At 63.2% G+C, this 18,933-nt stretch carries 19 protein-coding genes, 1 tRNA gene and 1 riboswitch; of the genes, 9 read left to right on the top strand and 11 right to left on the bottom strand.

Annotated elements, in window-relative coordinates; all coding sequences use genetic code 11:
* Positions 1 to 163: 163 nt before the first annotated feature.
* Positions 164 to 1,156, top strand: a complete 993-nt coding sequence (locus GR138_RS05900; RefSeq protein ID WP_160857692.1) for an Hsp33 family molecular chaperone — start codon at positions 164 to 166, stop codon at positions 1,154 to 1,156.
* A 185-nt stretch (positions 1,157 to 1,341) separates the two neighbouring features.
* On the opposite strand, the gene apaG is transcribed toward GR138_RS05900, so the two are convergent.
* Both apaG and GR138_RS05890 read right to left on the bottom strand, forming a co-directional pair.
* Positions 1,342 to 1,734 (bottom strand): Co2+/Mg2+ efflux protein ApaG, encoded by a 393-nt coding sequence (gene apaG, locus GR138_RS05895; protein WP_160857691.1) that lies wholly within the window; start codon positions 1,732 to 1,734, stop codon positions 1,342 to 1,344.
* 123 nt (positions 1,735 to 1,857) lie between these two features.
* The gene (locus tag GR138_RS05890; RefSeq protein WP_160857690.1) at positions 1,858 to 3,042 is read right to left on the bottom strand and encodes an O-succinylhomoserine sulfhydrylase; all 1,185 of its coding nucleotides are present in this window, start codon (positions 3,040 to 3,042) and stop codon (positions 1,858 to 1,860) included.
* Positions 3,043 to 3,085: 43 nt separating this feature from the next.
* A riboswitch (SAM riboswitch) is annotated at positions 3,086 to 3,164 on the bottom strand.
* Positions 3,165 to 3,243: 79 nt separating this feature from the next.
* Between GR138_RS05890 and GR138_RS05885 the strand changes: the two genes are divergently transcribed.
* Together GR138_RS05885 and GR138_RS05880 are read left to right on the top strand one after the other, a co-directional pair.
* Positions 3,244 to 4,350 carry a 2'-deoxycytidine 5'-triphosphate deaminase gene (locus GR138_RS05885; protein ID WP_420853623.1) on the top strand — a complete coding sequence of 369 codons (1,107 nt, stop codon included), beginning with the start codon at positions 3,244 to 3,246 and terminating at the stop codon, positions 4,348 to 4,350.
* Positions 4,351 to 4,551: 201 nt separating this feature from the next.
* Positions 4,552 to 4,625: transfer RNA gene (locus GR138_RS05880), tRNA-Gly, on the top strand.
* A gap of 109 nt (positions 4,626 to 4,734) precedes the next feature.
* Here GR138_RS05880 and GR138_RS05875 read toward each other — a convergent pair.
* A complete protein-coding gene (locus GR138_RS05875; protein WP_160857688.1) occupies positions 4,735 to 6,678 on the bottom strand; it encodes a glycosyltransferase family 2 protein in 1,944 nt (647 codons plus the stop codon).
* Between the two features lie 57 nt (positions 6,679 to 6,735).
* On the opposite strand from GR138_RS05875, the gene GR138_RS05870 reads away from it, so the two are divergent.
* Complete coding sequence (locus GR138_RS05870; RefSeq protein WP_160857687.1) at positions 6,736 to 7,614, top strand: transporter substrate-binding domain-containing protein; 879 nt, start codon at positions 6,736 to 6,738, stop codon at positions 7,612 to 7,614.
* A 20-nt stretch (positions 7,615 to 7,634) separates the two neighbouring features.
* Here the strand turns inward: GR138_RS05870 and GR138_RS05865 are convergent, their stop codons facing one another.
* Both GR138_RS05865 and GR138_RS05860 read right to left on the bottom strand, forming a co-directional pair.
* Complete coding sequence (locus tag GR138_RS05865) at positions 7,635 to 8,297, bottom strand: S24 family peptidase (protein ID WP_160857686.1); 663 nt, start codon at positions 8,295 to 8,297, stop codon at positions 7,635 to 7,637.
* Positions 8,298 to 8,391: 94 nt separating this feature from the next.
* A complete protein-coding gene (locus GR138_RS05860; RefSeq protein ID WP_160857685.1) occupies positions 8,392 to 9,297 on the bottom strand; it encodes a DMT family transporter in 906 nt (301 codons plus the stop codon).
* Positions 9,298 to 9,495: 198 nt separating this feature from the next.
* Here GR138_RS05860 and GR138_RS05855 point away from each other — a divergent pair, with 198 nt between their 5' ends.
* From GR138_RS05855 to GR138_RS05840, 4 genes are all read left to right on the top strand, one after another.
* Positions 9,496 to 10,377 (top strand): DMT family transporter, encoded by an 882-nt coding sequence (locus GR138_RS05855; protein WP_338091042.1) that lies wholly within the window; start codon positions 9,496 to 9,498, stop codon positions 10,375 to 10,377.
* A 115-nt stretch (positions 10,378 to 10,492) separates the two neighbouring features.
* The gene (locus GR138_RS05850; protein WP_160857683.1) at positions 10,493 to 11,989 is read left to right on the top strand and encodes a sensor histidine kinase; all 1,497 of its coding nucleotides are present in this window, start codon (positions 10,493 to 10,495) and stop codon (positions 11,987 to 11,989) included.
* Entirely contained in the window at positions 11,986 to 12,432 is a 447-nt protein-coding gene (locus GR138_RS05845; protein WP_069060116.1) for a response regulator, read from the top strand. The genes GR138_RS05850 and GR138_RS05845 overlap by 4 nt, the downstream gene beginning before the upstream one ends.
* Positions 12,433 to 13,488 carry a sensor histidine kinase gene (locus tag GR138_RS05840; protein WP_160857682.1) on the top strand — a complete coding sequence of 352 codons (1,056 nt, stop codon included), beginning with the start codon at positions 12,433 to 12,435 and terminating at the stop codon, positions 13,486 to 13,488.
* 79 nt (positions 13,489 to 13,567) lie between these two features.
* Here the strand turns inward: GR138_RS05840 and GR138_RS05835 are convergent, their stop codons facing one another.
* Positions 13,568 to 13,744: a hypothetical protein gene (locus GR138_RS05835; protein WP_160857681.1), complete on the bottom strand. Its 177-nt coding sequence runs from the start codon at positions 13,742 to 13,744 to the stop codon at positions 13,568 to 13,570.
* Between the two features lie 162 nt (positions 13,745 to 13,906).
* On the opposite strand from GR138_RS05835, the gene GR138_RS05830 reads away from it, so the two are divergent.
* Positions 13,907 to 14,335 (top strand): VOC family protein, encoded by a 429-nt coding sequence (locus GR138_RS05830; RefSeq protein WP_160857680.1) that lies wholly within the window; start codon positions 13,907 to 13,909, stop codon positions 14,333 to 14,335.
* Here the strand turns inward: GR138_RS05830 and GR138_RS05825 are convergent.
* Genes GR138_RS05825 through GR138_RS05805 form a run of 5 tightly spaced genes read right to left on the bottom strand, consistent with a single transcriptional unit; the run spans position 14,332 to position 18,912 of the window.
* Positions 14,332 to 14,766 carry an SAM-dependent methyltransferase gene (locus GR138_RS05825; RefSeq protein WP_160857679.1) on the bottom strand — a complete coding sequence of 145 codons (435 nt, stop codon included), beginning with the start codon at positions 14,764 to 14,766 and terminating at the stop codon, positions 14,332 to 14,334. The genes GR138_RS05830 and GR138_RS05825 overlap by 4 nt on opposite strands.
* 16 nt (positions 14,767 to 14,782) lie before the next feature.
* Positions 14,783 to 16,993, bottom strand: coding sequence for an FAD-dependent oxidoreductase (locus GR138_RS05820; protein WP_160857678.1), 2,211 nt, complete (start codon positions 16,991 to 16,993; stop codon positions 14,783 to 14,785).
* Between the two features lie 12 nt (positions 16,994 to 17,005).
* Positions 17,006 to 17,404: a YbaY family lipoprotein gene (locus tag GR138_RS05815; protein WP_160857677.1), complete on the bottom strand. Its 399-nt coding sequence runs from the start codon at positions 17,402 to 17,404 to the stop codon at positions 17,006 to 17,008.
* A 2-nt stretch (positions 17,405 to 17,406) separates the two neighbouring features.
* Positions 17,407 to 18,615 carry an acetyl-CoA C-acetyltransferase gene (locus GR138_RS05810; protein WP_160857676.1) on the bottom strand — a complete coding sequence of 403 codons (1,209 nt, stop codon included), beginning with the start codon at positions 18,613 to 18,615 and terminating at the stop codon, positions 17,407 to 17,409.
* Between the two features lie 57 nt (positions 18,616 to 18,672).
* Positions 18,673 to 18,912 (bottom strand): hypothetical protein, encoded by a 240-nt coding sequence (locus tag GR138_RS05805; RefSeq protein ID WP_160857675.1) that lies wholly within the window; start codon positions 18,910 to 18,912, stop codon positions 18,673 to 18,675.
* Between the last annotated feature and the right edge of the window lie 21 nt (positions 18,913 to 18,933).

Here is an 18,933-nt window from a genome sequence, read left to right as displayed (position 1 = left end):
CGATCTAGGGGCCATCACGAAGCGCTGAAGGGCGCTTTCTCTGGCGCATGCCCGCCCGGTATGGAATGATCGGGCAATAGCGCTGAATCACGGTAGAATGCCGGTCGAAAGCAGCCGGGCCCATGGCCCGGTGGCTTCCCGGTGTGCAAGGAGCAGAATGATGATGGCTGACAACGCCCTGAAACTCGGTGAGCTCGGTTATTCCGGCGACGACCATATCCTGCCGTTTCAGGTGGAGGGTCTCGACGTGCGCGGCCGTGCCGTGCAGCTCGGCCCGATGCTCGACGGTATTTTGGGCCGGCACGATTATCCCGCGCCCGTCGCGCGCCTGCTCGCCGAGGCGATTACGCTGACCGTCCTGCTCGGCACGTCGCTGAAGTTCGAAGGCAAGCTGATCGTCCAGACGAAGAGCGACGGCCCGGTCGACTTGCTTGTCGCCGATTTCTCCGCACCGGAAAACGTGCGCGCCTATGCCCGCTTCAACCAGGCAGCCCTCGATGCTGCCATCGCCGCCGGCACGACGGAGCCGCACGAATTGCTCGGCAAGGGCATTCTGGCCTTCACGATCGACCAGGGTGCGCACACGCAGCGCTACCAGGGCATCGTGCCGCTGGATGGCGAGACGCTGGAAGAGATTGCCGGCGTCTATTTCCGCCAGTCGGAACAGATCCCGACCAGGGTGCGCCTTGGCGTCGCCGAACTCTTCGACCGCGACGAGGCGGGCAAGGCACGCCATCGCTGGCGGGCCGGCGGCATGGTCGCACAGTTCCTGCCGCAGGCGCCGGAGCGCATGCGCCAGGCCGACCTGCCGGGTGGCGATGGTGACGATGTCGGCCACAAGATCGATGACGACGACAACTGGGCCGAAGCCAAGGCGATGGTCGAGACGATCGACGCCGACGAATTGACCGACCCGACTGTCGGCACCGAGCGGCTGCTGTTCCGTCTCTTCCACGAGCGCGGCGTGCGCGTCTACGAGCCGCAGCGGGTCTTCGACCGCTGTTCCTGCTCGCGCGAGAAGCTGAAGAGCGTGATTGCGGGCCTCAGCGCCGAGGACATCGCGCACACGGCGGATGACAAGGGCGAGATCGCGGTCACCTGCGAGTTCTGCTCGACGACTTACCGCTTCGAAGCGGCGGAAGTCCTGCCGCAGTAAGGCAGCGCATGCCCCTCATCCGGCTGCCGCCACGTTCTCCCCGCGAGCGGGGAGAAGGGAAGGATGCGAGGTTTGGCCTTGCTCTGAAGGATGATGTCAGGAAAACAGATCGGTTTTGCCCCTTCGCCCCGCTTGCGGGGAGAAGGTGGCCGGCAGGCCGGATGAGGGGGAAATCCCCGCGTCGCTCAGTTCAGCGTGCGCGGTTGCCCCGGTGTATCCAGCGAAAAGGCCGGAATGGCGACGTCGAAGGCTTCGCCATTCTCCGCTTCCATGTGGTAGCGGCCGAACATGATGCCCGATGGCGTTTCCAGCGGGCATCCGGAGGAATATTCGTACGTATCACCAGGACGCAGCGTCGGTTGTTCGCCGATGACGCCGGGGCCGTTGACCTCGTCGACCTGCCCGTTCTGGTCGGTGATGTGCCAGTAGCGCGTCATCAGCCGCACGGCGATGTCGGAATGGTTGGATATGACGACCCTGTATCCCCAGACATACCGGCTGTCGTCGGGGTCTGATTGGTCGGCCAGATAATACGGCTCGACGGTCACTTCGATGTCGCGGGTCAGCGCACGATACATAGGCAAGCCTTGAACTGATTAGCTCCTGCTATTCTACAGGATTGTGGTTTCGTCAAGGATAAGCAAAGAGGCACCGGCCTCGTCGGCCGGTGCCTCCGCATTTGTCCGTTCTGTAAGCCGCGATCAGGCATTGACCTTGGAGAGCGCGCGCGAAAAATCCTCGAGCAGGTCTTCGCTGTCCTCGATACCGGCGGAAAAGCGAACCGTGCCGGCCGACATGCCGAGCTCGGCGCGTGCCTCGTCCGTCAGGTTCTTGTGCGTCGTCGTCGCCGGATGGGTGATCAGGCTCTTGGCGTCGCCGAGATTGTTGGAGATTTTTACGACCTCCAGTGCGTCCTGCAGCGCGAAGGCCGCTTCCTTGCCGCCCTTCAGTTCGAAGCAGACGAGCGTCGAGCCGCCCGTCATCTGCTTGGCGACGATATCGGCCTGCGGATGGTCCTTGCGGCCCGGATAGATCACGCTGGCGACCTGCTTCTGCTCGGCGAGGAAATCGGCGATGCGGCTGGCATTCTCCGTCTGCTGCTTGACGCGCAGCGGAAGGGTTTCAATCCCCTTCAGCAGCGTCCAGGCATTGAACGGCGACATGGCCGGGCCGGTGTGGCGGAAGTAGTCATGCAGATGTTCGTTGATCCATTCCTTGTCGGACAGCACGACGCCGCCGAGGCAGCGGCCCTGGCCGTCGATATGCTTGGTGGCGGAATAGACGACGACATGCGCGCCAAGCTCCAGCGGCTTCTGGAAGAGCGGGGTTGCAAACACGTTGTCGACGACGACCTTGGCGCCGATCTGGTTGGCGAGCTTCGCCACGCCGGCAATGTCGATCACTTCCAGCGTTGGGTTGGTCGGGCTTTCGAGGAAGAACACTTTTGTGTTCTTCTGAATGGCCCTTTCCCAATTGGAGAGGTCGCGGCCATCAACCAGCGTGCATTCGATGCCGTATTTCGGCGCGAGCGTCTCGACCACCCAGCGGCAGGAGCCGAAAAGCGCGCGGGCCGCGACGATATGGTCGCCGGCCTTCAGCTGGCAGAGGATCGCGGCCGTCACGGCTGCCATGCCCGAGGCGGTGGCGCGGGCATCTTCGGCACCTTCCAGCAGGCACATGCGCTTTTCGAACATGTCGTTGGTCGGGCTGCCGTAACGGGCGTAGATGAAGCCGTCCGTCTCGCCCTTGAAACGGGCTTCGGCCGCAGCCGACGTGTCGTAGACGAAACCCTGCGTGAGGAAGATGGCTTCCGCGGTTTCGCCGTGCTGGGAGCGGGTGGTTCCGCCGTGAACGAGTTGGGTGGCAGCGCGCCAGGACTTGCTCATGTGATCGTCGCCTTCAAACAAAAAAACCGGCCGCAAAAGCAGGCCGGTTTCAAACCCGGCCTTTTTAGCTACTTGTTTTACGTGGCTGCAAGCCGGCCGGCCAAATCACCACGGGATAACCTTGTTATTACTGCGCGGCCGTGCTTGCGTCAATTGCCGGCATTTGGTTTTGTGCGGGCCTTCTCACGGGACGGTATGATGATGGCTTCTGCGGTGCGCAGCACGGGCATTCTGGCGGACACCGCCATTCGCGGCTTGTTCGACAGCGGACGGCTGAAGAGCGAGGCGTCTCTCGACGACGACCAGATCCAGCCGGCAAGCCTGGACCTGCGTCTTGGCGCGGTGGCCTTTCGCGTGCGCGCCAGTTTCCTGCCCGGCCCGGCCCATCTCGTCGCCGACAAGCTCGATCGGCTGAAACTGCACGTCATCGATCTGTCCGAGGGTGCGGTGCTCGAGACGGGCTGCGTCTATATCGTGCCGCTGATGGAAAGCCTCGACCTGCCGGCGGAACTCGCCGCCTCGGCAAACCCGAAAAGCTCGACCGGTCGCCTCGATATCTTCACCCGCGTCATCACCGATCGCGCGCAGGAATTCGACAAGATCCCGGCGGGTTACTCCGGTCCGCTCTATCTCGAAATCTCGCCGCGCACCTTCCCGATCGTCGTGCGCCGCGGCTCGCGCCTGTCGCAGATCCGCTTTCGCAAGGGCAAGGCGCTGCTCGGCGAGAGCGAACTTTTGGCGCTGCATGTGAGCGATACGCTGGTTGCCAGCGAAACGCCGAATGTCTCCGGCGGCGGCATTGCACTGTCGATCGACCTCAAGGGCACCGGACCGGATGGCCTGATCGGCTACCGCGGCAAGCACCACACCTCCGTCGTCGATGTCGATCGCAAGAACCAGCACGACATCTTCGATTTCTGGGAGCCACTGTTCAGCCGCGGCCGCAACGAACTGATCCTCGATCCGGACGAATTCTACATCCTCGTCTCGCGCGAAGCCGTGCACGTCCCACCGCTCTATGCCGCCGAAATGACGCCCTTCGACCCGCTCGTGGGCGAGTTCCGCGTGCATTATGCCGGTTTCTTCGACCCTGGCTTCGGCCACGCCCCGGCCGGCGGTTCCGGTAGCCGCGCCGTGCTCGAAGTGCGCAGCCACGAAGTGCCCTTCATCCTCGAACACGGCCAAATCGTCGGCCGCCTCGTCTATGAACACATGCTGGACACGCCGGAGGGCCTCTACGGCTCCGGACTCGGATCGAACTACCAAGCGCAAGGGCTGAAGCTCTCGAAGCATTTTCGCGTCGGGTGAAGCTGCTCGCGAAGGCCTTTCTGTCGCGTGCCTTTATGCGACTTATTCGCCCGACAAAGCCTCTGACCTGTCAGGCGGCGTTCGGCGGAATTCCGGATGCCATCGGAGCGTGAAGCTCTTTCGCCTCGATTAGGTGGTGCCGCGCTCCTCCGCTTGACACGCCCCGCGAACTGTTGAATGACTGCGCCATCGCGCTGCCCTGCGGGTATGATGTAATGGTAGCCTGTCAGCTTCCCAAGCTGAACGCGCGGGTTCGATTCCCGCTACCCGCTCCAGCCCGATTTTTCTGGATATCGCGCGACATTTAAGCCGATCCTGTTTCGGACGATTCTACAGGAAGTTTTACAGCTTCCATTCTTGTTGTGGCCCTGTCTGCATTTTCCCTTAAACAGTTCCGGTTGCTGATGGGCTCTCTGGCGCCGGTTGCGTCGGGCGATGGGTCGTTTTGTTCCAGAAGAAGGGGTTGCTGCGCAGTTCGCCGACCGCGCGCCATGCTGCCCGGGAGACGAGCAGCCAGTAGACGGGTGTCATCGTCCAGCGCCAGCCGACTGCAGCCCGCTGCTGGGGTGTCATGCCTCTGCGGCCGAGCGCTATGAAGACGGCGTAGCTCCCGAAAATGTTGATGATGTCCATCACAAAGAGGGTGAGGTGAAGCGGCCCGGCAAGGTAGGCCTGTTGGGAGGCGAGCTGCCAGGCGATGAGGCCGAGATAGCCGACAATCAGCGGGTGGGCCAGCGATGACAGAATAAGCCCGCCGATCAGCACCTGGAAGACAAGGTAGGGCCCCAGCCCCATGTCCCGTACGACCTGTGCGGGTTGGCGCATCAGCACCAGCCAGGTTTGCAGCCAGCCCTTGAACCATCGTGTGCGCTGGCCGAGCCAGGCCTGCACCGTGGTGGGCGCCTCTTCACAGGTCGGCCGGCTGATCGTGCCGCAGCGATATCCCAGCCGGTAGAGCCGAAGGCCCAGATCGGCATCCTCCGTCACATTGTAGGGATCCCATCCGCGCACCTGCTTTAGAACGCGGGTGCGAAAATGGTTCGACGTACCGCCAAGCGGCATCGGCAGGCGGGCGGCGGCAAGACGCGGCAGAAGCACACGGAACAGCCCGGCATATTCCAGGGCGAAGAGCGCGCTCAGCCAGCTCTCGCGTGCATTGGTGATAACGAGCGGCGCCTGCAAGCAGGCGACATCCGGCGAGCCGGCCTCGAATGTGCGCCAGGCTTCTTCGAGCTGCAGAGGGTCGATCCGGTCCTCGGCATCGTAGATCACCAGATAATCGCCGCGCGCCGCGCCGAGCGCATAAGACAGCGCTTTCGGCTTTGTACGGGGGTGACCGGGCGGGACTTCGACCACCTCGTATTGCCGACCGAGGCGGATGGCGGCAAGCGCATCGAGCGTTTCCTGGTCGTCGGCCTCGCAGATCAGTTTGATGTCGAGACAGGCGGCCGGCCATTCCAGCCGGTTCAGCGTGTCGATGAGTTGCGGCACAACGGCGGCTTCCCGGTAGAGCGCGACGAAGACGGAGTAGACGGGGCGCCGAACCGCCGGCGGGCGGGGAAGGGGTCGGTTTCCGGTGCGTTTGCCGGCGCGCAATGCTGCCAGGCGAATTGAAAACGACGCGAAGAAGAAGAAGCTGAGCACGATATGCAGCAGGAGCAGCGCGATCTCCGGCTCGGCGATGGTCAGCACAAGCATGATCGACAGCGCCGCGCCGGTATAAAATCCCTGCTGTCCCCACAATGTGATACGGGCGCTCGCCTCGGGCATGCCGCGATAGAGCTGGTCGACCGTCTCGCGAAGGCGCCGCTTGTGGCCAGCCTGCCACAGCGCGGCACGCAGGGCGGTGGGCGTGGTGGCCGCCAGCATCGAGCGCAGGGCGGGAGAGAAATGCAGGCTTTCGCCCAGATAGCTGAGCCTTTCGGCGCTTGGCACGATCACCGTGAGGGGCGCGCGGGTGGGGTGGCGAACGCGGACGATCGTTGGCTCGATCAACTGCGTGTCGGCGTCAGGCAGATCTTCGATCTGCTCTGGATCCAGGTGCGGCAGGAACGGCAGGTCCAGGATTTCGGCGAGCGCTTCATAATATGTTGCCTCGCACACCGCGCCGCTGGCGAGGAGTTCGGCCTCAAGCGTCGTTCCATGCCGGCCCGCCTGCACCAGCATCGTCGAGATCAGCGTTTTGGAAAGACCCAGCCTGCGGAAGAGGCGGGCTTCCGACATCAGACGCGGGGGAACATGCAGTTCGGCCTGTGGCGCCGGGCATACGGGCGCGATGCCGATTGCAGTGGCGAAAGCGACGTCGTCGGGATATTCTGCCAATCGCATGCAGCCACCACTGCCGTGCAAACGGCAGCGCCCTATTGAAACCCCAAGTTGATTGTAATGGTGTACAACGGAATTTCATCCTTTAAATTACACTGGCTTCTTGCGCTTTGCCTGTTGATAGCGGTGGGCCCGCCGGGTGCTGCCGCGCAGGAACGGCCGTCGGTCGATCTGCCGATCCTCTTTGACACGCGTGAACGCATCGCCCGCCCGGACCTTTCGGGGATCGTCCGTCTGCGCTTTCTGACCACCGTGGATTTCCCGCCGTTCAATTTCATCGACCAGACAGGCAAGCTCGCCGGCTTTCACGTGGATCTCATTCGTGAAATCTGCCGCGAACTCGCCCTGACGGACAAATGCCAGGTCCAGGCCGTGACTTTTCCGGAACTGGAGAAGGCGCTGGTCGACGGCAATGGCGAGGCGGTCGCCGCGGGCGTGGCCGTCACGGCAGCGCTGCGGGAGCGTTTCGTCTTTTCCCGGCCGTTCATGCGCCTGCCCGCCCGCTTCGCGGTGGCAAAGAAGACAGCGCCGGCCGATGAGACAGCCGCGGCGCTCTATGGAAAACGGGTGGGTGTCATCGCCGGCAGCGCGCATCAGGCGATGCTGGGCACGTTCTTCCCGCGCATTCAGCCGGAGGCGTTTCCCGATCGTGCGGCGCTGTTTTCCGCCATGAAGGATGGCAAGGTGGAGGCCGTCTTCGGCGATGGCCTGCAACTGGCCTTCTGGACGAACGGGACGGATTCCGCCAATTGCTGCCGCCTCTTTGACGGTCCCTACCTGTCCGAACTGTTTCTCGGCGAAGGATTGGCCATCATGGTCCGCAAGGAGGACGCCGTGCTGGCCGAGGCGATCGACCATGCGCTGCTGGCCCTGTCGCGCAACGGCCGCTTGCAGGAAATCTACCTGCGGTATTTCCCGATCAACCTCTACGGCGGCTGAGTGAGGGTTTTTCCAGCCGGTTACTGGCTCGCCCAGATGATGCGGGCGATCCAGTCGATATCGTCCATCTCGAAGTTGCGGTTCGGGTGCTCCGGATTCAGCGAGACGAGCTCGATGGTGCGCGGGCTCTGGCGGTGCAGCACCTTGGCCATGACCTCGCCCTCCCGGGTCTTCACGACGACGCGGTCGCCGCGCCGCACCTGCGCACCCGGCTCGACGATCAGCACGTCGCCGTCGCGATAGAGCGGCATCATGCTGTCGCCCTGCACCTCAAGCGCATAGACGCCCGCCTTGCGGTCCGGCGAGGCGGGAAATTCCACCACGTCCCAGCCCTGACCAGCGGGAAAGCCGCCGTCGTCGAAAAAGCCGCCGGCGCCTGCCTGAGCGAAACCGAGCAGGGGAATGGTGCCGATCTGGGGAGGAAAACTGTCCTGCGGCAGAACGGCCTCGCGCACCGCATCGGTGTGCGTGAAGAACTCGTCAATGGAGGCGCCCGTCGCGTCGAGCACCTTGGCGATCGATTCGGTCGAAGGCCAGCGCTGGCGGCCGTCCGTGCCCTGGCGCTTCGATTTGTTGAAAGACGTCGGATCAAGCCCGGCACGGCGGGCAAGCCCGGACGGGGAGAGTCGGTTGCGTTCGGCAAGGGCGTCGATCGCGGCCCAGATCCGGTCATGGGAGAACATGTTGTAAAACCCTGCCAAGGCGGCGGACCGGCCAGTGCCGGTCCGATTGATCGGAAGCATAGCCAAGGACGGTTTGCGAGTAAAGAAAAAAGGATTATTTTCCTGTATCGTTTTCCGCCCGATTTTCGGCTGCGCGCCGCCGCGCCACGACGCTTTCGCGCCAGATGGTGAAGATGCCGGCGGCAACGACGATGACGGAGCCCAGAACCATATTGAAGTTCAGCGTTTCGCCGAAGATGCTGACGCCGATAATCGCCGCCAGCACGACCTGCAGATAGGTCAGTGGCTGGACGGCGGCGGCGTCGAGCAGGTCGTAGGCCCGGATCAGGAAATAGTGGCTCGACATGCCGGTGATGCAGAGCAGCCCCATCCAGAGCCAGTCGACAGGGGCAAGATTGGTCCAGAAGAAAGGGCCGACGAGGGAGATTGCCGCAGCCCCCGCCACGCCGGTGTAGAAGAAGCTTGTCGAAGCCGTGTCATCCCGGCTGACAAGGCGCGTTGCGATCACATAGAGCGCAAACATCAATGCAGAGACGAGCGGCAGCAGAACGGGGAGGTCGAAGTCGCTGCCGGCGGGGTTAAGGATGACCAGCACGCCACATAGGCCGACGCCGATCGCTGTCCAGCGCCGCCAGCCGACACGCTCGCCGAGCAGCGGCATCGAAAGCAGCGCGACGAAGATCGGCCCCGATGCCAGGAGCGCCTGCGAATGGGCAAGGCCAACGATGGTGAAGGCGGTGATGGTGATGACAATCTGGACGGCGAGAAGAATGCCGCGCAGGATTTGCAGGACCGGCCGTTTCGTCGCCGCCACGACTTTCAGGCCGCCCGGGCTGCGCGCGCCCAATGCCATGACGAAGATGGCAAAGGCCCAGAAGCGCAGCATCGCGATGAAGACAGGCGGATAGGCGCTGCCGAGATGTTTAGAGATGGCGTCCTGCAGGCTGAAGATCAGGATCGCCAGCAGCGTGAAGCCGTAGCCGAGTCGTTTGGAATCCATGGTCCGCGCATATACCCGTCCCGCCCTGCTTGCACGTGCAAACTTGCGCCTCACCGGACTTTTCGTGGTGGTTTACGCGGCAAGGCGCAAAGAGGGAGAAAAATTTCCTACCCCCTGATTTCCAGCCACTTTCGCGGCGGCGAACGGCGCGCTATCAAGGCGCAGGCGCGCTTTCGCTGCGCCGTCGAGGTTCATCCCGTGCACAAGACTGTTTCTTCCGGCATTTTGTTGACGTCGTTTGCCTATTTCCTGTTTTCCGTGCAGGACGCTTCCGTCAAATGGCTCGTGGTGGCCCTGCCGGTCTGGCAGATCCTTTTCGTGCGCAGCGTCACGATCTTTTCGCTCTGCTTCGCCTTCGGTGGGCCACCGGTCCTCAAGGCCGCGTATCGTTCGCCGGTGCTGAAGCCGCTCTTCCTGCGCAATCTCCTGCTGCTGGCAGCCTGGCTTTCCTACTATACGGCGGCACGCGATCTCGGGCTCGCCGAGTTGACGACGCTGTACTACGCCTCGCCGGTCGTCATGACGATCCTGTCCGTACCGATCCTCGGCGAGAAGGTGCCGGGCTATCGCTGGCTTGCCGTTGCGACCGGTTTCGTCGGCGTGGTCATCGCCTGCGGAGTTGCGGTCAAGGGGCTGGAACTGTCGCTGCCCGTCTATCTCGCCCTGCAGGCCGCCATCTTCTGGGCGATCGCGACGGTGCTTCTGCGCAAGACGGCGCTGCAGGAGCGCACGCAGGTGCAAATGGTCATATCGAGCGGCCTGTTCGTCCTCTACACCGCCCTGGTCGTGCCCTTCGTCTGGCAGCCGATATCGTCCCTCGACCTCGTGTTGATGGCGGGAACGGGCGTGCTTGCCGGTATTGGCCAGTTTGCCCTGTTCGAGGGCATGCGCCGGGCGCCCGTCTCGGTGCTGGCGCCGTTCGAATATTCCTCGCTCATCTGGGCCTTCGGGCTCGGTTATCTCATCTGGAGCGACGTGCCCGGCTCGAATGTCTTTGTCGGTGCTGCGCTGATCGTTTCCGCTGGCTTGATCATCATCGCCACCGAGCGTTTTCGTGCCCGTTTCGGGGTGCCCACATGAGCGCTAAGTTGCGAAACAACCAAAAGAATCCTTGATTTTCGTTTTTCGTCGGTTGCGTACACACCGCATGACGATATTGTCGCCGTCGAGCTGGCAGCTTTAACCGGGGGGTGGAATGCCAATATCGAACGCCGCATTCGTGCGGTCGACCATCATCCTGTTGGTAGCAGGCATGATCGCGTTGCTCGGCATTGTCGGCACGTCGCTTTGGCTTGTCAGCAAGGTGCAGACCTATTTTGCCGAACTGGTCGATGTGCGTGAAGTGCGCAGCTCCGCCGCCGATCTGTTGTCCACGCTGAAAGACGCCGAGACGGGCCAGCGCGGTTTCGTCATCACTGGTGAGGTGAGTTTCCGCGAGCCCTATGATGAGGCATTGAAGGCCGTGGCCGAACGGCAGCGGCTGCTTGGCGAAAAGGCTGCCGGCTTTCCCGCCTATGCCGAGCGTATCCCCGAGATAAATCGCCTCGTTGCCGACAAGCTCGCGGAGCTTGCCGAAACGGTTGTTGCTGTCGAAAGCGGGCAAGCGGCGAATGCCGTCACGCTCGTCAAAACCGACCGTGGCCGCCTGCTGATGGATCAACTCCGTGACCAGCTCGGTGACATCATGGCCGACGCGGATCGCCGCCTGGAAGCGGGCGTGATCGACACGCTGTGGTCAGCCGGTGCGCTCCGATGGACGACGGTCATCGGGGCGATTGCCATCATCGCCGTGCTGGGCGGCGCTGCGGTCATCGTTGCGCAATATACCCGCGACATCGTCGTCGCGCGCCGCGAGGTCGAGACGCTGAACGCCACGCTGGAAAAGCGCGTCGACGAGCGGACGGAGGAACTGATCCGCGCCAACCAGGAAGTGCAGCGTTTCGCCTATATCGTCACGCACGATCTGCGCGCGCCCCTCGTCAACATCATGGGGTTCACCAGCGAGCTGCAGGCCTCGCTTGCCGCCATCCAGGGCTACGTGCTGGCCGACGAAAAGCCGCCAAGCGTCGATGATATCCTCGAGGCACGTCGCGCCGTCTCCGAGGATCTGCCGGAGGCAATCGGCTTCATCCGCTCCTCCACCAAGAAGATGGACGGGCTCATCAATGCCATCCTGAAGATTTCGCGCGACGGGCGACGCGAACTCAAGATCGAGCGCGTCGACATCAAGACGCTCATCGAGACGGGGGCCGCAGCGGTCAATCACCAGGTCAGCGAATCCGATGGCGAGATCACCATCGATGAAAAACTGCCCACCGTCATTTCCGACCGGCTGTCGCTCGAGCAGGTGTTCGGCAACCTCTTCGACAATGCCATCAAATATCAGTCGCCGGATCGGCCGCTGCGCATTTCCGTCACGGCGCGCAATGCGGGCCGGGCCGGTTTCTATATCGAGTTCACCGACAATGGCCGCGGCATCGCGCCGGAGGATCACGAGCGGGTGTTCGAACTGTTTCGTCGCTCCGGCACGCAGGATCGGCCCGGTGAAGGCATTGGCCTGGCGCATGTGCGTTCACTGATGCGCAATCTTGGTGGTGATATTGTTGTCAAATCCGAACTCGGGCAGGGGACGACCTTCGTGCTTCGTCTGCCGCCCGACCTCAGCAAAGTTGTCAGGAGTATGCAGGCATGAACGGACTGGGCAAGGAAGTCACCATCGTCATGATCGAGGATGATGAGGGCCATGCGCGCCTCATCGAGAAGAATATCCGCCGCGCCGGCGTACACAACGAGGTCGTGCCCTTCACCAACGGCACGGAGGCCCTCGATTTCGTGCTCGGCAAGGATCGCTCGGGTCTTGCCAGCGCCGGACGGTTCCTGCTCATCCTGCTCGACCTAAACCTGCCGGACATGTCGGGCATCGATATCCTGCAGAAGATCAAGACCAACACCCACACCAAGCGCCTGCCGGTCGTCATTCTCACGACGACGGACGACGAGCGGGAAATCCAGCGCTGCTACGATCTCGGTGCCAATGTCTACATCACGAAGCCTGTCGAATACGAGAGCTTCGCGCATGCGATCCGCCAGCTCGGCCTGTTCTTTTCCGTGATCCAGATTCCCGAGACGCAGTAAATGAAGGAAGGCCCCGTCCGCATTCTCTATATCGACGACGACCCGATCCTTGCCCGGCTCGCCGAGCGGGCGCTTGGCCGTCTCGGTTACGAGGTGTCGCATGCGGAGGACGTGGAGCGGGGCCGCGCGCTTTTTGCCGAAGGTGGTTTCGATGCCGTCGTGCTGGACCATTTCCTGAAATCCGGCACGGGCCTGTCCTTCCTCATGGAGCTTGCGGATGCGCCCGGCGCCGTTCCGGTCGTCTATGTGACGGGGTCCAGCGATGCCCAGGTTGCCGTCGAGGCGCTGAAGGCCGGAGCGGCGGACTATGTCATCAAATCCGTCGGTGACGACTTCATGCCGCTGCTCGCCAACGCGCTCGGCCAGGCGCTGGAGAATGCGGAACTGAAACGGGCAAAGCAGAGGGCCGAACAGGAAATCCGCGCCGCCAAGGAGCGGGCCGAAGTGCTGCTCGCCGAGGTGAACCACCGTGTCGGCAATTCGCTGGCGCTCGTCGCGGCCCTGATCCGGCTGCAGATGTCGAGCGCATCCGACGCGGCGGTGAAGGACGCGCTCGCCGAAACGCAGGCCCGCATCACCGCCATCGCCGGTATTCACCGTCGGCTCTATACGTCCGAGGATGTGCGCAACGTCGACATGGGCGCTTATCTCTCGACGCTGTTGTCCGAACTCGACACCTCGATGAAGAGCCAGAGCCGGAACGTGCGCCTCAACCGCATGCTGGAGCCGCTGCATATCCCGACCGACCGCGCCGTCTCGCTCGGCGTGATCGTCACCGAGCTCGTCACCAATGCCTTCAAATACGCCTATGGCGAGACGGGCGGCGAGGTGCGCGTCGGCTTCACCCGGCTCGATGCGCAAAACGCGCTGCTCTTTGTCGAGGACGATGGCATCGGCTGGCGCGGCGAGGGGCCTGTGCGCGGCACCGGCCTTGGCTCCAAGATCATCGGCGCGATGGCCGGCAGCCTCGGCGCCAAGCTGGAATATGCCGCGCGCGCTGCCGGGACACGGGCAGAGCTGCTGGTCCGCATGGGAGACGCCACCCGCCCGGCGTGAGTTTTGTTTGCCGCGCAAGCAAACGACCCGGATGCAGGGGAACATCCGGGCCGTCCTGGGAGGTCAGTGACGATGCGGCTTACTTGCAGACCTTGATCCGCTTGATGATGACATTGCCGTAGTAGTCGTAGGACTTGATCTTCTTGATGAAGCAATAGGGCTGGTAGTCGTAGCTGTAGTAGCCGGCCTGCGAGGGAGCGGCGAAGGAAACCGCGGCAACGAGGGCAACGGTGGCGGAAACGATGAACTTGCGCATGGGGTCTCTCCTGATCTCTGGTTGGGGATGAGCCTCTCTCATCCAGTGATCAGACTGTCCCACATCGCCTTCCATCGCGCTGTTCCGTATGGAACAGGCGCCGTTGACGCGCGGCGCGGCTGACCTAGCTAGAGGGTTTTCATCGTCAAAGGAGCGTCAGGCATGGAAACGCAGGAACTCCATCGCGGTCGTCTCATCGACCATATCCAACTCGTCGTGCACAATCTGGCCGCAAGCCGCCGCTTCTACGAAGCGGTTTTCGACGCGCTGAAAATTCCGATAGCCGGCACGGGTGCGGATTATTTCTGGGCGGATGAGGTGTTCATCTCGAGCATCGACAGCGAAGCGGCGGCCGGAAAGCTGACCGGGCGGCACCACCTGGCCTTTCAGGCCGCGGACAAGGCCATGGTCGAAGCGTTCCATGTGGCTGGCCTGGAGGCCGGCGGCAAGGACAATGGCGGACCGGGCGAGCGGCCCTACCATCCCGGATATTTCGCCGCCTTCCTCATCGATCCCGACGGCAACAATATAGAGGCGGTCTATCACGGCGATGCGAAACGCAGCACGCCGTCCGTGAAGATCACCTTCTAGGCGTCGTCGAGCGCAACGGTTTTCAGCGGCTTGCCGCCATCGATGAAGAGCTGTCCGCTGGCCACAAGGGCTTTTGCGATCCGAGCCCGGGCAAGTCGACCGGCCTCGGGATGGCGCCTGTCAAGCGCGCCGACACGGATGGCAACGGCAAGATCGAACGGCACTTCGCCGGGTTCGAGCACGAAATCTTCGGCGGCGACGCAGCGATAGGCGAGGCAGCCAGAGGCGATTTCGGCTTCCGACCCGGCAACGGCCTGCCGGATCGCGGTTTCGGAACGGTCGATCGCCAGGACGTGTCCGTCGCCGATGCGGCGGGCGATCTCACGGGCCATGGCGCCCGGGCCGCAGCCGATTTCGAGAACGCGTTGCCCCGGTTTAAGGGGCAACGCTTCGATGATTTCCAGGAGACGGGCCGAGAGGTCCCGCGTCATGGCCGGGAAAGGCGGCTCAGGCCGCCTTCTTCTCCTGCGGGGCGAAGCGGCTGTAGAAGGTCTCGCCCTTGGCGGCCATGTCCTTCAGCAGCGGCGTCGGCTGGAAATGGCTGCCGTATTTCGCGGCAAGCGTTTCGCACAGGTCCACGAACGTCTTCACGCCCATGCCGTCGATATAGGACAGCGTGCCGCCGGTATAGGGCGCAAAACCGAAGCCGAGGATGGAGCCGACATCGGCCTCGCGCGGGTCGGTGACGATACCCTCTTCCATGGTGCGGGCGGCTTCCAGCGCGATGGTGACGAGCAGGCGCTCCTTCAGCACCTTGACGTCGACATCCTCCGCTTTCTGCTGCGGGTAGAGGTCCTTCAGGCCCGGCCACAGCTTTTTCTTAGCCGGCTTCGGCGGGTAGTCGTAGAAGCCCTTGCCGGCCTTGCGCCCGAGGCGGCCTTCGCCTTCGACCATCTTCGTCACGAGTTCCATGTGGCGCGGATCGACCGACTGGGGGCCAAGATCGGCGATGGAGGCCTTGAAGATCTTGTAGGACAGATCGACGGCGACCTCGTCGTTGAGCGACAGCGGGCCGACCGGCATGCCGGCCATCTTGGCGGCATTCTCGATCATCGCCGCCGGCACGCCTTCGATCAGCATGTCATAGGCCTCAGCCATGTAGCGGAAGACGCAGCGGTTGACGTAGAAGCCGCGCGTGTCGTTGACGACGATCGGCGTCTTCTTGATGGCGGCGACATAGTCGAGTGCCGTGGCGAGCGCCTTGTCGCCCGTCTCCTTGCCGAGGATGACTTCGACCAGCATCATCTTGTCGACCGGCGAGAAGAAGTGGATGCCGATGAACTGGTTCGGGCGCTTGGAATTCTTCGCAAGACCGGTGATCGGCAAGGTCGAGGTGTTGGAGGCGAAGATGGCGTCCTCGCGCAGCACGGCCTCGATCTTTTCCGTGACCTCCTTCTTGACGTTCCGGTCCTCGAAGACGGCCTCGATGACGAGGTCGGCATCGGCGAGGCTGGCATAGTCGGGTGTCGGCGTGATGAGGGAGAGCAGCTTTTCGCCATCCTCCTTCGACATGCGGCCCTTGCCGATAGCGCCGGTGACGAGGCCCTCGGAGTGTGCCTTGCCCTTGTCGGCGGCCTCCTGGTCGCGGTCGATCAACACGACCGGAATGCCCGCAGCGGCGGTGACGTAAGCGATGGAGGCGCCCATGAAGCCGGCGCCGACGACGGCGACCTTCTTGATCTCCGACTTCGGGACGCCGGCCGGGCGGCGTGCGCCCTTGCCGAGCTCCTGCATGGAGATGAACAGCGACCGGATCATCGAGAAGGCTTCGGTCGTCTGGAGGATATAGGTGAAGTAGCGCTGCTCGATCTTCAGGCCCGTCTCGAAGGGCACTTGCAGGCCTTCATAGACGCATTTCAGGATGGCGAGCGCGCCCGGATAGTTGCCGGCGGTCTCGCGGCGCAGGATTGCCGGTGCCGCTGGCCAGAGCTGGGCCGAAGCGGGCGTCCAAATGCCGCCGCCGGGAGCCTTGAAGCCCTTTTCGTCCCACGGCTGGACCGGCTTGAGGCCGTCCTTGATCATCTGCTTGGAGGCCGGGATGAGCTGGTCGGGCTCGACCACCTGGTGCACGAGGTTCATCGCCTTGGCGCGGGCGGCCGTCAGCGACGAGCCGGTCGTCATCATCTGCAGCGCGTCCTGCGCATTGGCAAGGCGCGGCACGCGTTGGGTGCCGCCAGCGCCCGGGAAGATGCCGACCTTGACTTCAGGCAGGGCGATCTTGACGGACTTGGCATTCGAGGCAACGCGGCCGTGGCAGGCGAGCGACATTTCAAAGGCGCCGCCCATGCAGGTGCCGTTGATGGCCGACACCCAGGGCTTGCCGCAGGTTTCGAGCTTGCGGAACAGCCAGGTCATGCGGCCGGTGGCTTCGAACAGTCTCTGCACGGCGGTCGCGGGATCGGTCGCGCGTGCGTCCTTCAAGAGGTCGAAGCTCGCCTTGATCATGGAGAGATCGGCGCCGCCGGAGAAGGAGGACTTGCCGGAGGTGATGACCACGCCCTTGACGGCGCTGTCTGCCACGACCTGGTCGATGATGGTGTCCAGCTCGTCCATCACCTCGATGGTGAAGACGTTCATCGACTTGTCGGGCATGTCCCAGGTGACCAGAGCAATGCCGTCGGCGTCGGTCTCGATGGTGAAATTCTTGTATGCGCTCATGGGTTCTCCCCCTCAGTAGAGAATGGGTTCGATGTGCAGCGAGGCTTTGCCTTCGCCGCCATACGCCTGTTTCGTCGTGTTGATCGCAATGAGCCGGCCGTCACGCTCGAGGCGGATGGTGAAGCCCGGTGCGACCGCCTTGCGGAGCGCCGAGCGATTCACCCGCATCGAAAAGCGGATGGAATGCCGATTGCCCCTGCTGATGACTGTGGTCTGAGCGATGCGCTGCGCCGGGGCATCCATGATGCCCTGCTCCTCCAGCCGGATCGTTAGCCGGCCAACAGGAACGGGACCGCTCGCCACATTGGTGACAGTGCCCGACAGGACGAAGCGATCACCGGCCTCGGCGGAGGAGGTGATGAGACCTGCCCCGATGAGGGTGAGGAAGCTGCGGCGGGTCGGGTTCGCCATGGTCAGACCCGTTCGATGATCGTCGCCGTACCCATGCCGGCGCCGATGCAGAGCGTGACGACGGCGGTGTTGAGGTCGCGGCGCTCCAGTTCGTCGAGCACGGTGCCGAGGATCATCGCGCCGGTCGCGCCGAGCGGATGGCCCATGGCGATGGCGCCGCCGTTGACGTTGATCTTGTCGTGCGGGATGTCGAAGGCCTGCATGTAGCGCAGAACCACGGCGGCGAAGGCTTCGTTGAGCTCGAAAAGGTCGATGTCGGAAAGCTGCATGCCGGCACGGGCGAGCAGTTTTTCCGTGACGTCGACCGGGCCCGTGAGCATGAGCGCCGGATCGGAGCCGATATTGGCGAAGGCCTTGATGCGGCCGCGCGCCGTCTTGCCGAGGATGTTGCCGCCCTCCTTCGAACCGAGCAGCACGGCGGCGGCGCCGTCGACGATGCCCGACGAGTTGCCGGCGTGGTGCACGTAGTTGATGCCTTCGATTTCCGGATGGGCCTGGATGGCGACGGCTTCGAAGCCGCCCATTTCGCCGGGCATCTGGAAGGAAGGGTTGAGCGAGGCGAGCGCCTGCATGTCGGTGCCGGGGCGCATGTGCTCGTCATGGGCGAGGATCGTCAGGCCATTGATATCCTTCACCGGCACGACGGCGTTCTTGAAATAGCCCTTTTCCCAGGCGTGCGCCGCGCGCTTCTGGCTCTCGACGGCATAGGCGTCGACGTCGTCGCGGGAAAAACCGTATTTGGTGGCGATCAGGTCGGCCGAGACACCCTGCGGCATGAAGTAGGCCGGGAAGTTGACCGAGGGGTCCATGAACCACGAGCCGCCCGACATGCCGAGGCCGACGCGGGACATGCTCTCGACGCCACCGGCGATGACGATATCGTCCGCACCCTGGGCGATCTTCGCCGCACCAAGGTTCACGGCATCGAGACCGGAGGCGCAGAAGCGCGACAGCTGGATGCCCGGCGCCTTGGTCGAATAGCCGGCCTCGAAGGCAGCGGCCTTGGGGATGACCGAGCCGGCATCCATGACGGGATCGACGCAGCCCATGACGATGTCGTCAACCTTTGTCGTATCGAGCCCGTTGCGGTCGCGCACCGCTTCCAAAACCTTGGCGGCGAGACGGACGGACGGCACTTCGTGCAGCGAACCGTCCTTCTTGCCGCGCCCGCGCGGGGTGCGCACATGATCGTAGATGAAGACGTCGGTCATTTCAGTTTCTCCTCACTGCGGCCATTCGGTCGCTATCGGTGCAGGCGCACCCGAAATTCACTTTAAGGTCCACTTGCCTCGCCGATCATCTTCGGCAGAGACAAGCCGTCCCTTCTTTCTCAACTCGGTCGCCGCCCATCGCATGTCATATTGCCATGAATAGAACAGTTCGCTTTCGCGAAGTTCCTTTTCGTGGTGCGACCAAATGTGTTGTGCGACGAAGAGGATCGAAGCCGTGCCATTGTTGGCTTTAAGAGCTTCGACCACCCAATCAGTCAGATCAGCTTTCGTTGCCATTTCTCCCCCCGAAGATGCGGC

Origin of the sequence: Shinella kummerowiae (assembly GCF_009827055.1) — a bacterium.
In the GTDB taxonomy this organism is placed as follows: Bacteria; Pseudomonadota; Alphaproteobacteria; order Rhizobiales; family Rhizobiaceae; genus Shinella; species Shinella kummerowiae.
Note: the sequence above shows the minus strand (reverse complement) of the source record. Positions and strands in the feature narration are given on the sequence as shown.

Bases quoted from the DNA above. Each gene is read 5' to 3' on its own strand.
- GR138_RS05900 (WP_160857692.1), top strand. From the start codon at position 164: ATGGCTGACAACGCCCTGAAACTCGGTGAGCTCGGTTATTCCGGCGAC.
- apaG (WP_160857691.1), bottom strand. From the start codon at position 1,734: ATGTATCGTGCGCTGACCCGCGACATCGAAGTGACCGTCGAGCCGTAT.
- GR138_RS05890 (WP_160857690.1), bottom strand. From the start codon at position 3,042: ATGAGCAAGTCCTGGCGCGCTGCCACCCAACTCGTTCACGGCGGAACC.
- GR138_RS05885 (WP_420853623.1), top strand. From the start codon at position 3,244: ATGGCTTCTGCGGTGCGCAGCACGGGCATTCTGGCGGACACCGCCATT.
- GR138_RS05875 (WP_160857688.1), bottom strand. From the start codon at position 6,678: ATGCGATTGGCAGAATATCCCGACGACGTCGCTTTCGCCACTGCAATC.
- GR138_RS05870 (WP_160857687.1), top strand. From the start codon at position 6,736: ATGGTGTACAACGGAATTTCATCCTTTAAATTACACTGGCTTCTTGCG.
- GR138_RS05865 (WP_160857686.1), bottom strand. From the start codon at position 8,297: ATGTTCTCCCATGACCGGATCTGGGCCGCGATCGACGCCCTTGCCGAA.
- GR138_RS05860 (WP_160857685.1), bottom strand. From the start codon at position 9,297: ATGGATTCCAAACGACTCGGCTACGGCTTCACGCTGCTGGCGATCCTG.
- GR138_RS05850 (WP_160857683.1), top strand. From the start codon at position 10,493: ATGCCAATATCGAACGCCGCATTCGTGCGGTCGACCATCATCCTGTTG.
- GR138_RS05845 (WP_069060116.1), top strand. From the start codon at position 11,986: ATGAACGGACTGGGCAAGGAAGTCACCATCGTCATGATCGAGGATGAT.
- GR138_RS05840 (WP_160857682.1), top strand. From the start codon at position 12,433: ATGAAGGAAGGCCCCGTCCGCATTCTCTATATCGACGACGACCCGATC.
- GR138_RS05835 (WP_160857681.1), bottom strand. From the start codon at position 13,744: ATGCGCAAGTTCATCGTTTCCGCCACCGTTGCCCTCGTTGCCGCGGTT.
- GR138_RS05830 (WP_160857680.1), top strand. From the start codon at position 13,907: ATGGAAACGCAGGAACTCCATCGCGGTCGTCTCATCGACCATATCCAA.
- GR138_RS05825 (WP_160857679.1), bottom strand. From the start codon at position 14,766: ATGACGCGGGACCTCTCGGCCCGTCTCCTGGAAATCATCGAAGCGTTG.
- GR138_RS05820 (WP_160857678.1), bottom strand. From the start codon at position 16,993: ATGAGCGCATACAAGAATTTCACCATCGAGACCGACGCCGACGGCATT.
- GR138_RS05815 (WP_160857677.1), bottom strand. From the start codon at position 17,404: ATGGCGAACCCGACCCGCCGCAGCTTCCTCACCCTCATCGGGGCAGGT.
- GR138_RS05810 (WP_160857676.1), bottom strand. From the start codon at position 18,615: ATGACCGACGTCTTCATCTACGATCATGTGCGCACCCCGCGCGGGCGC.
- GR138_RS05805 (WP_160857675.1), bottom strand. From the start codon at position 18,912: ATGGCAACGAAAGCTGATCTGACTGATTGGGTGGTCGAAGCTCTTAAA.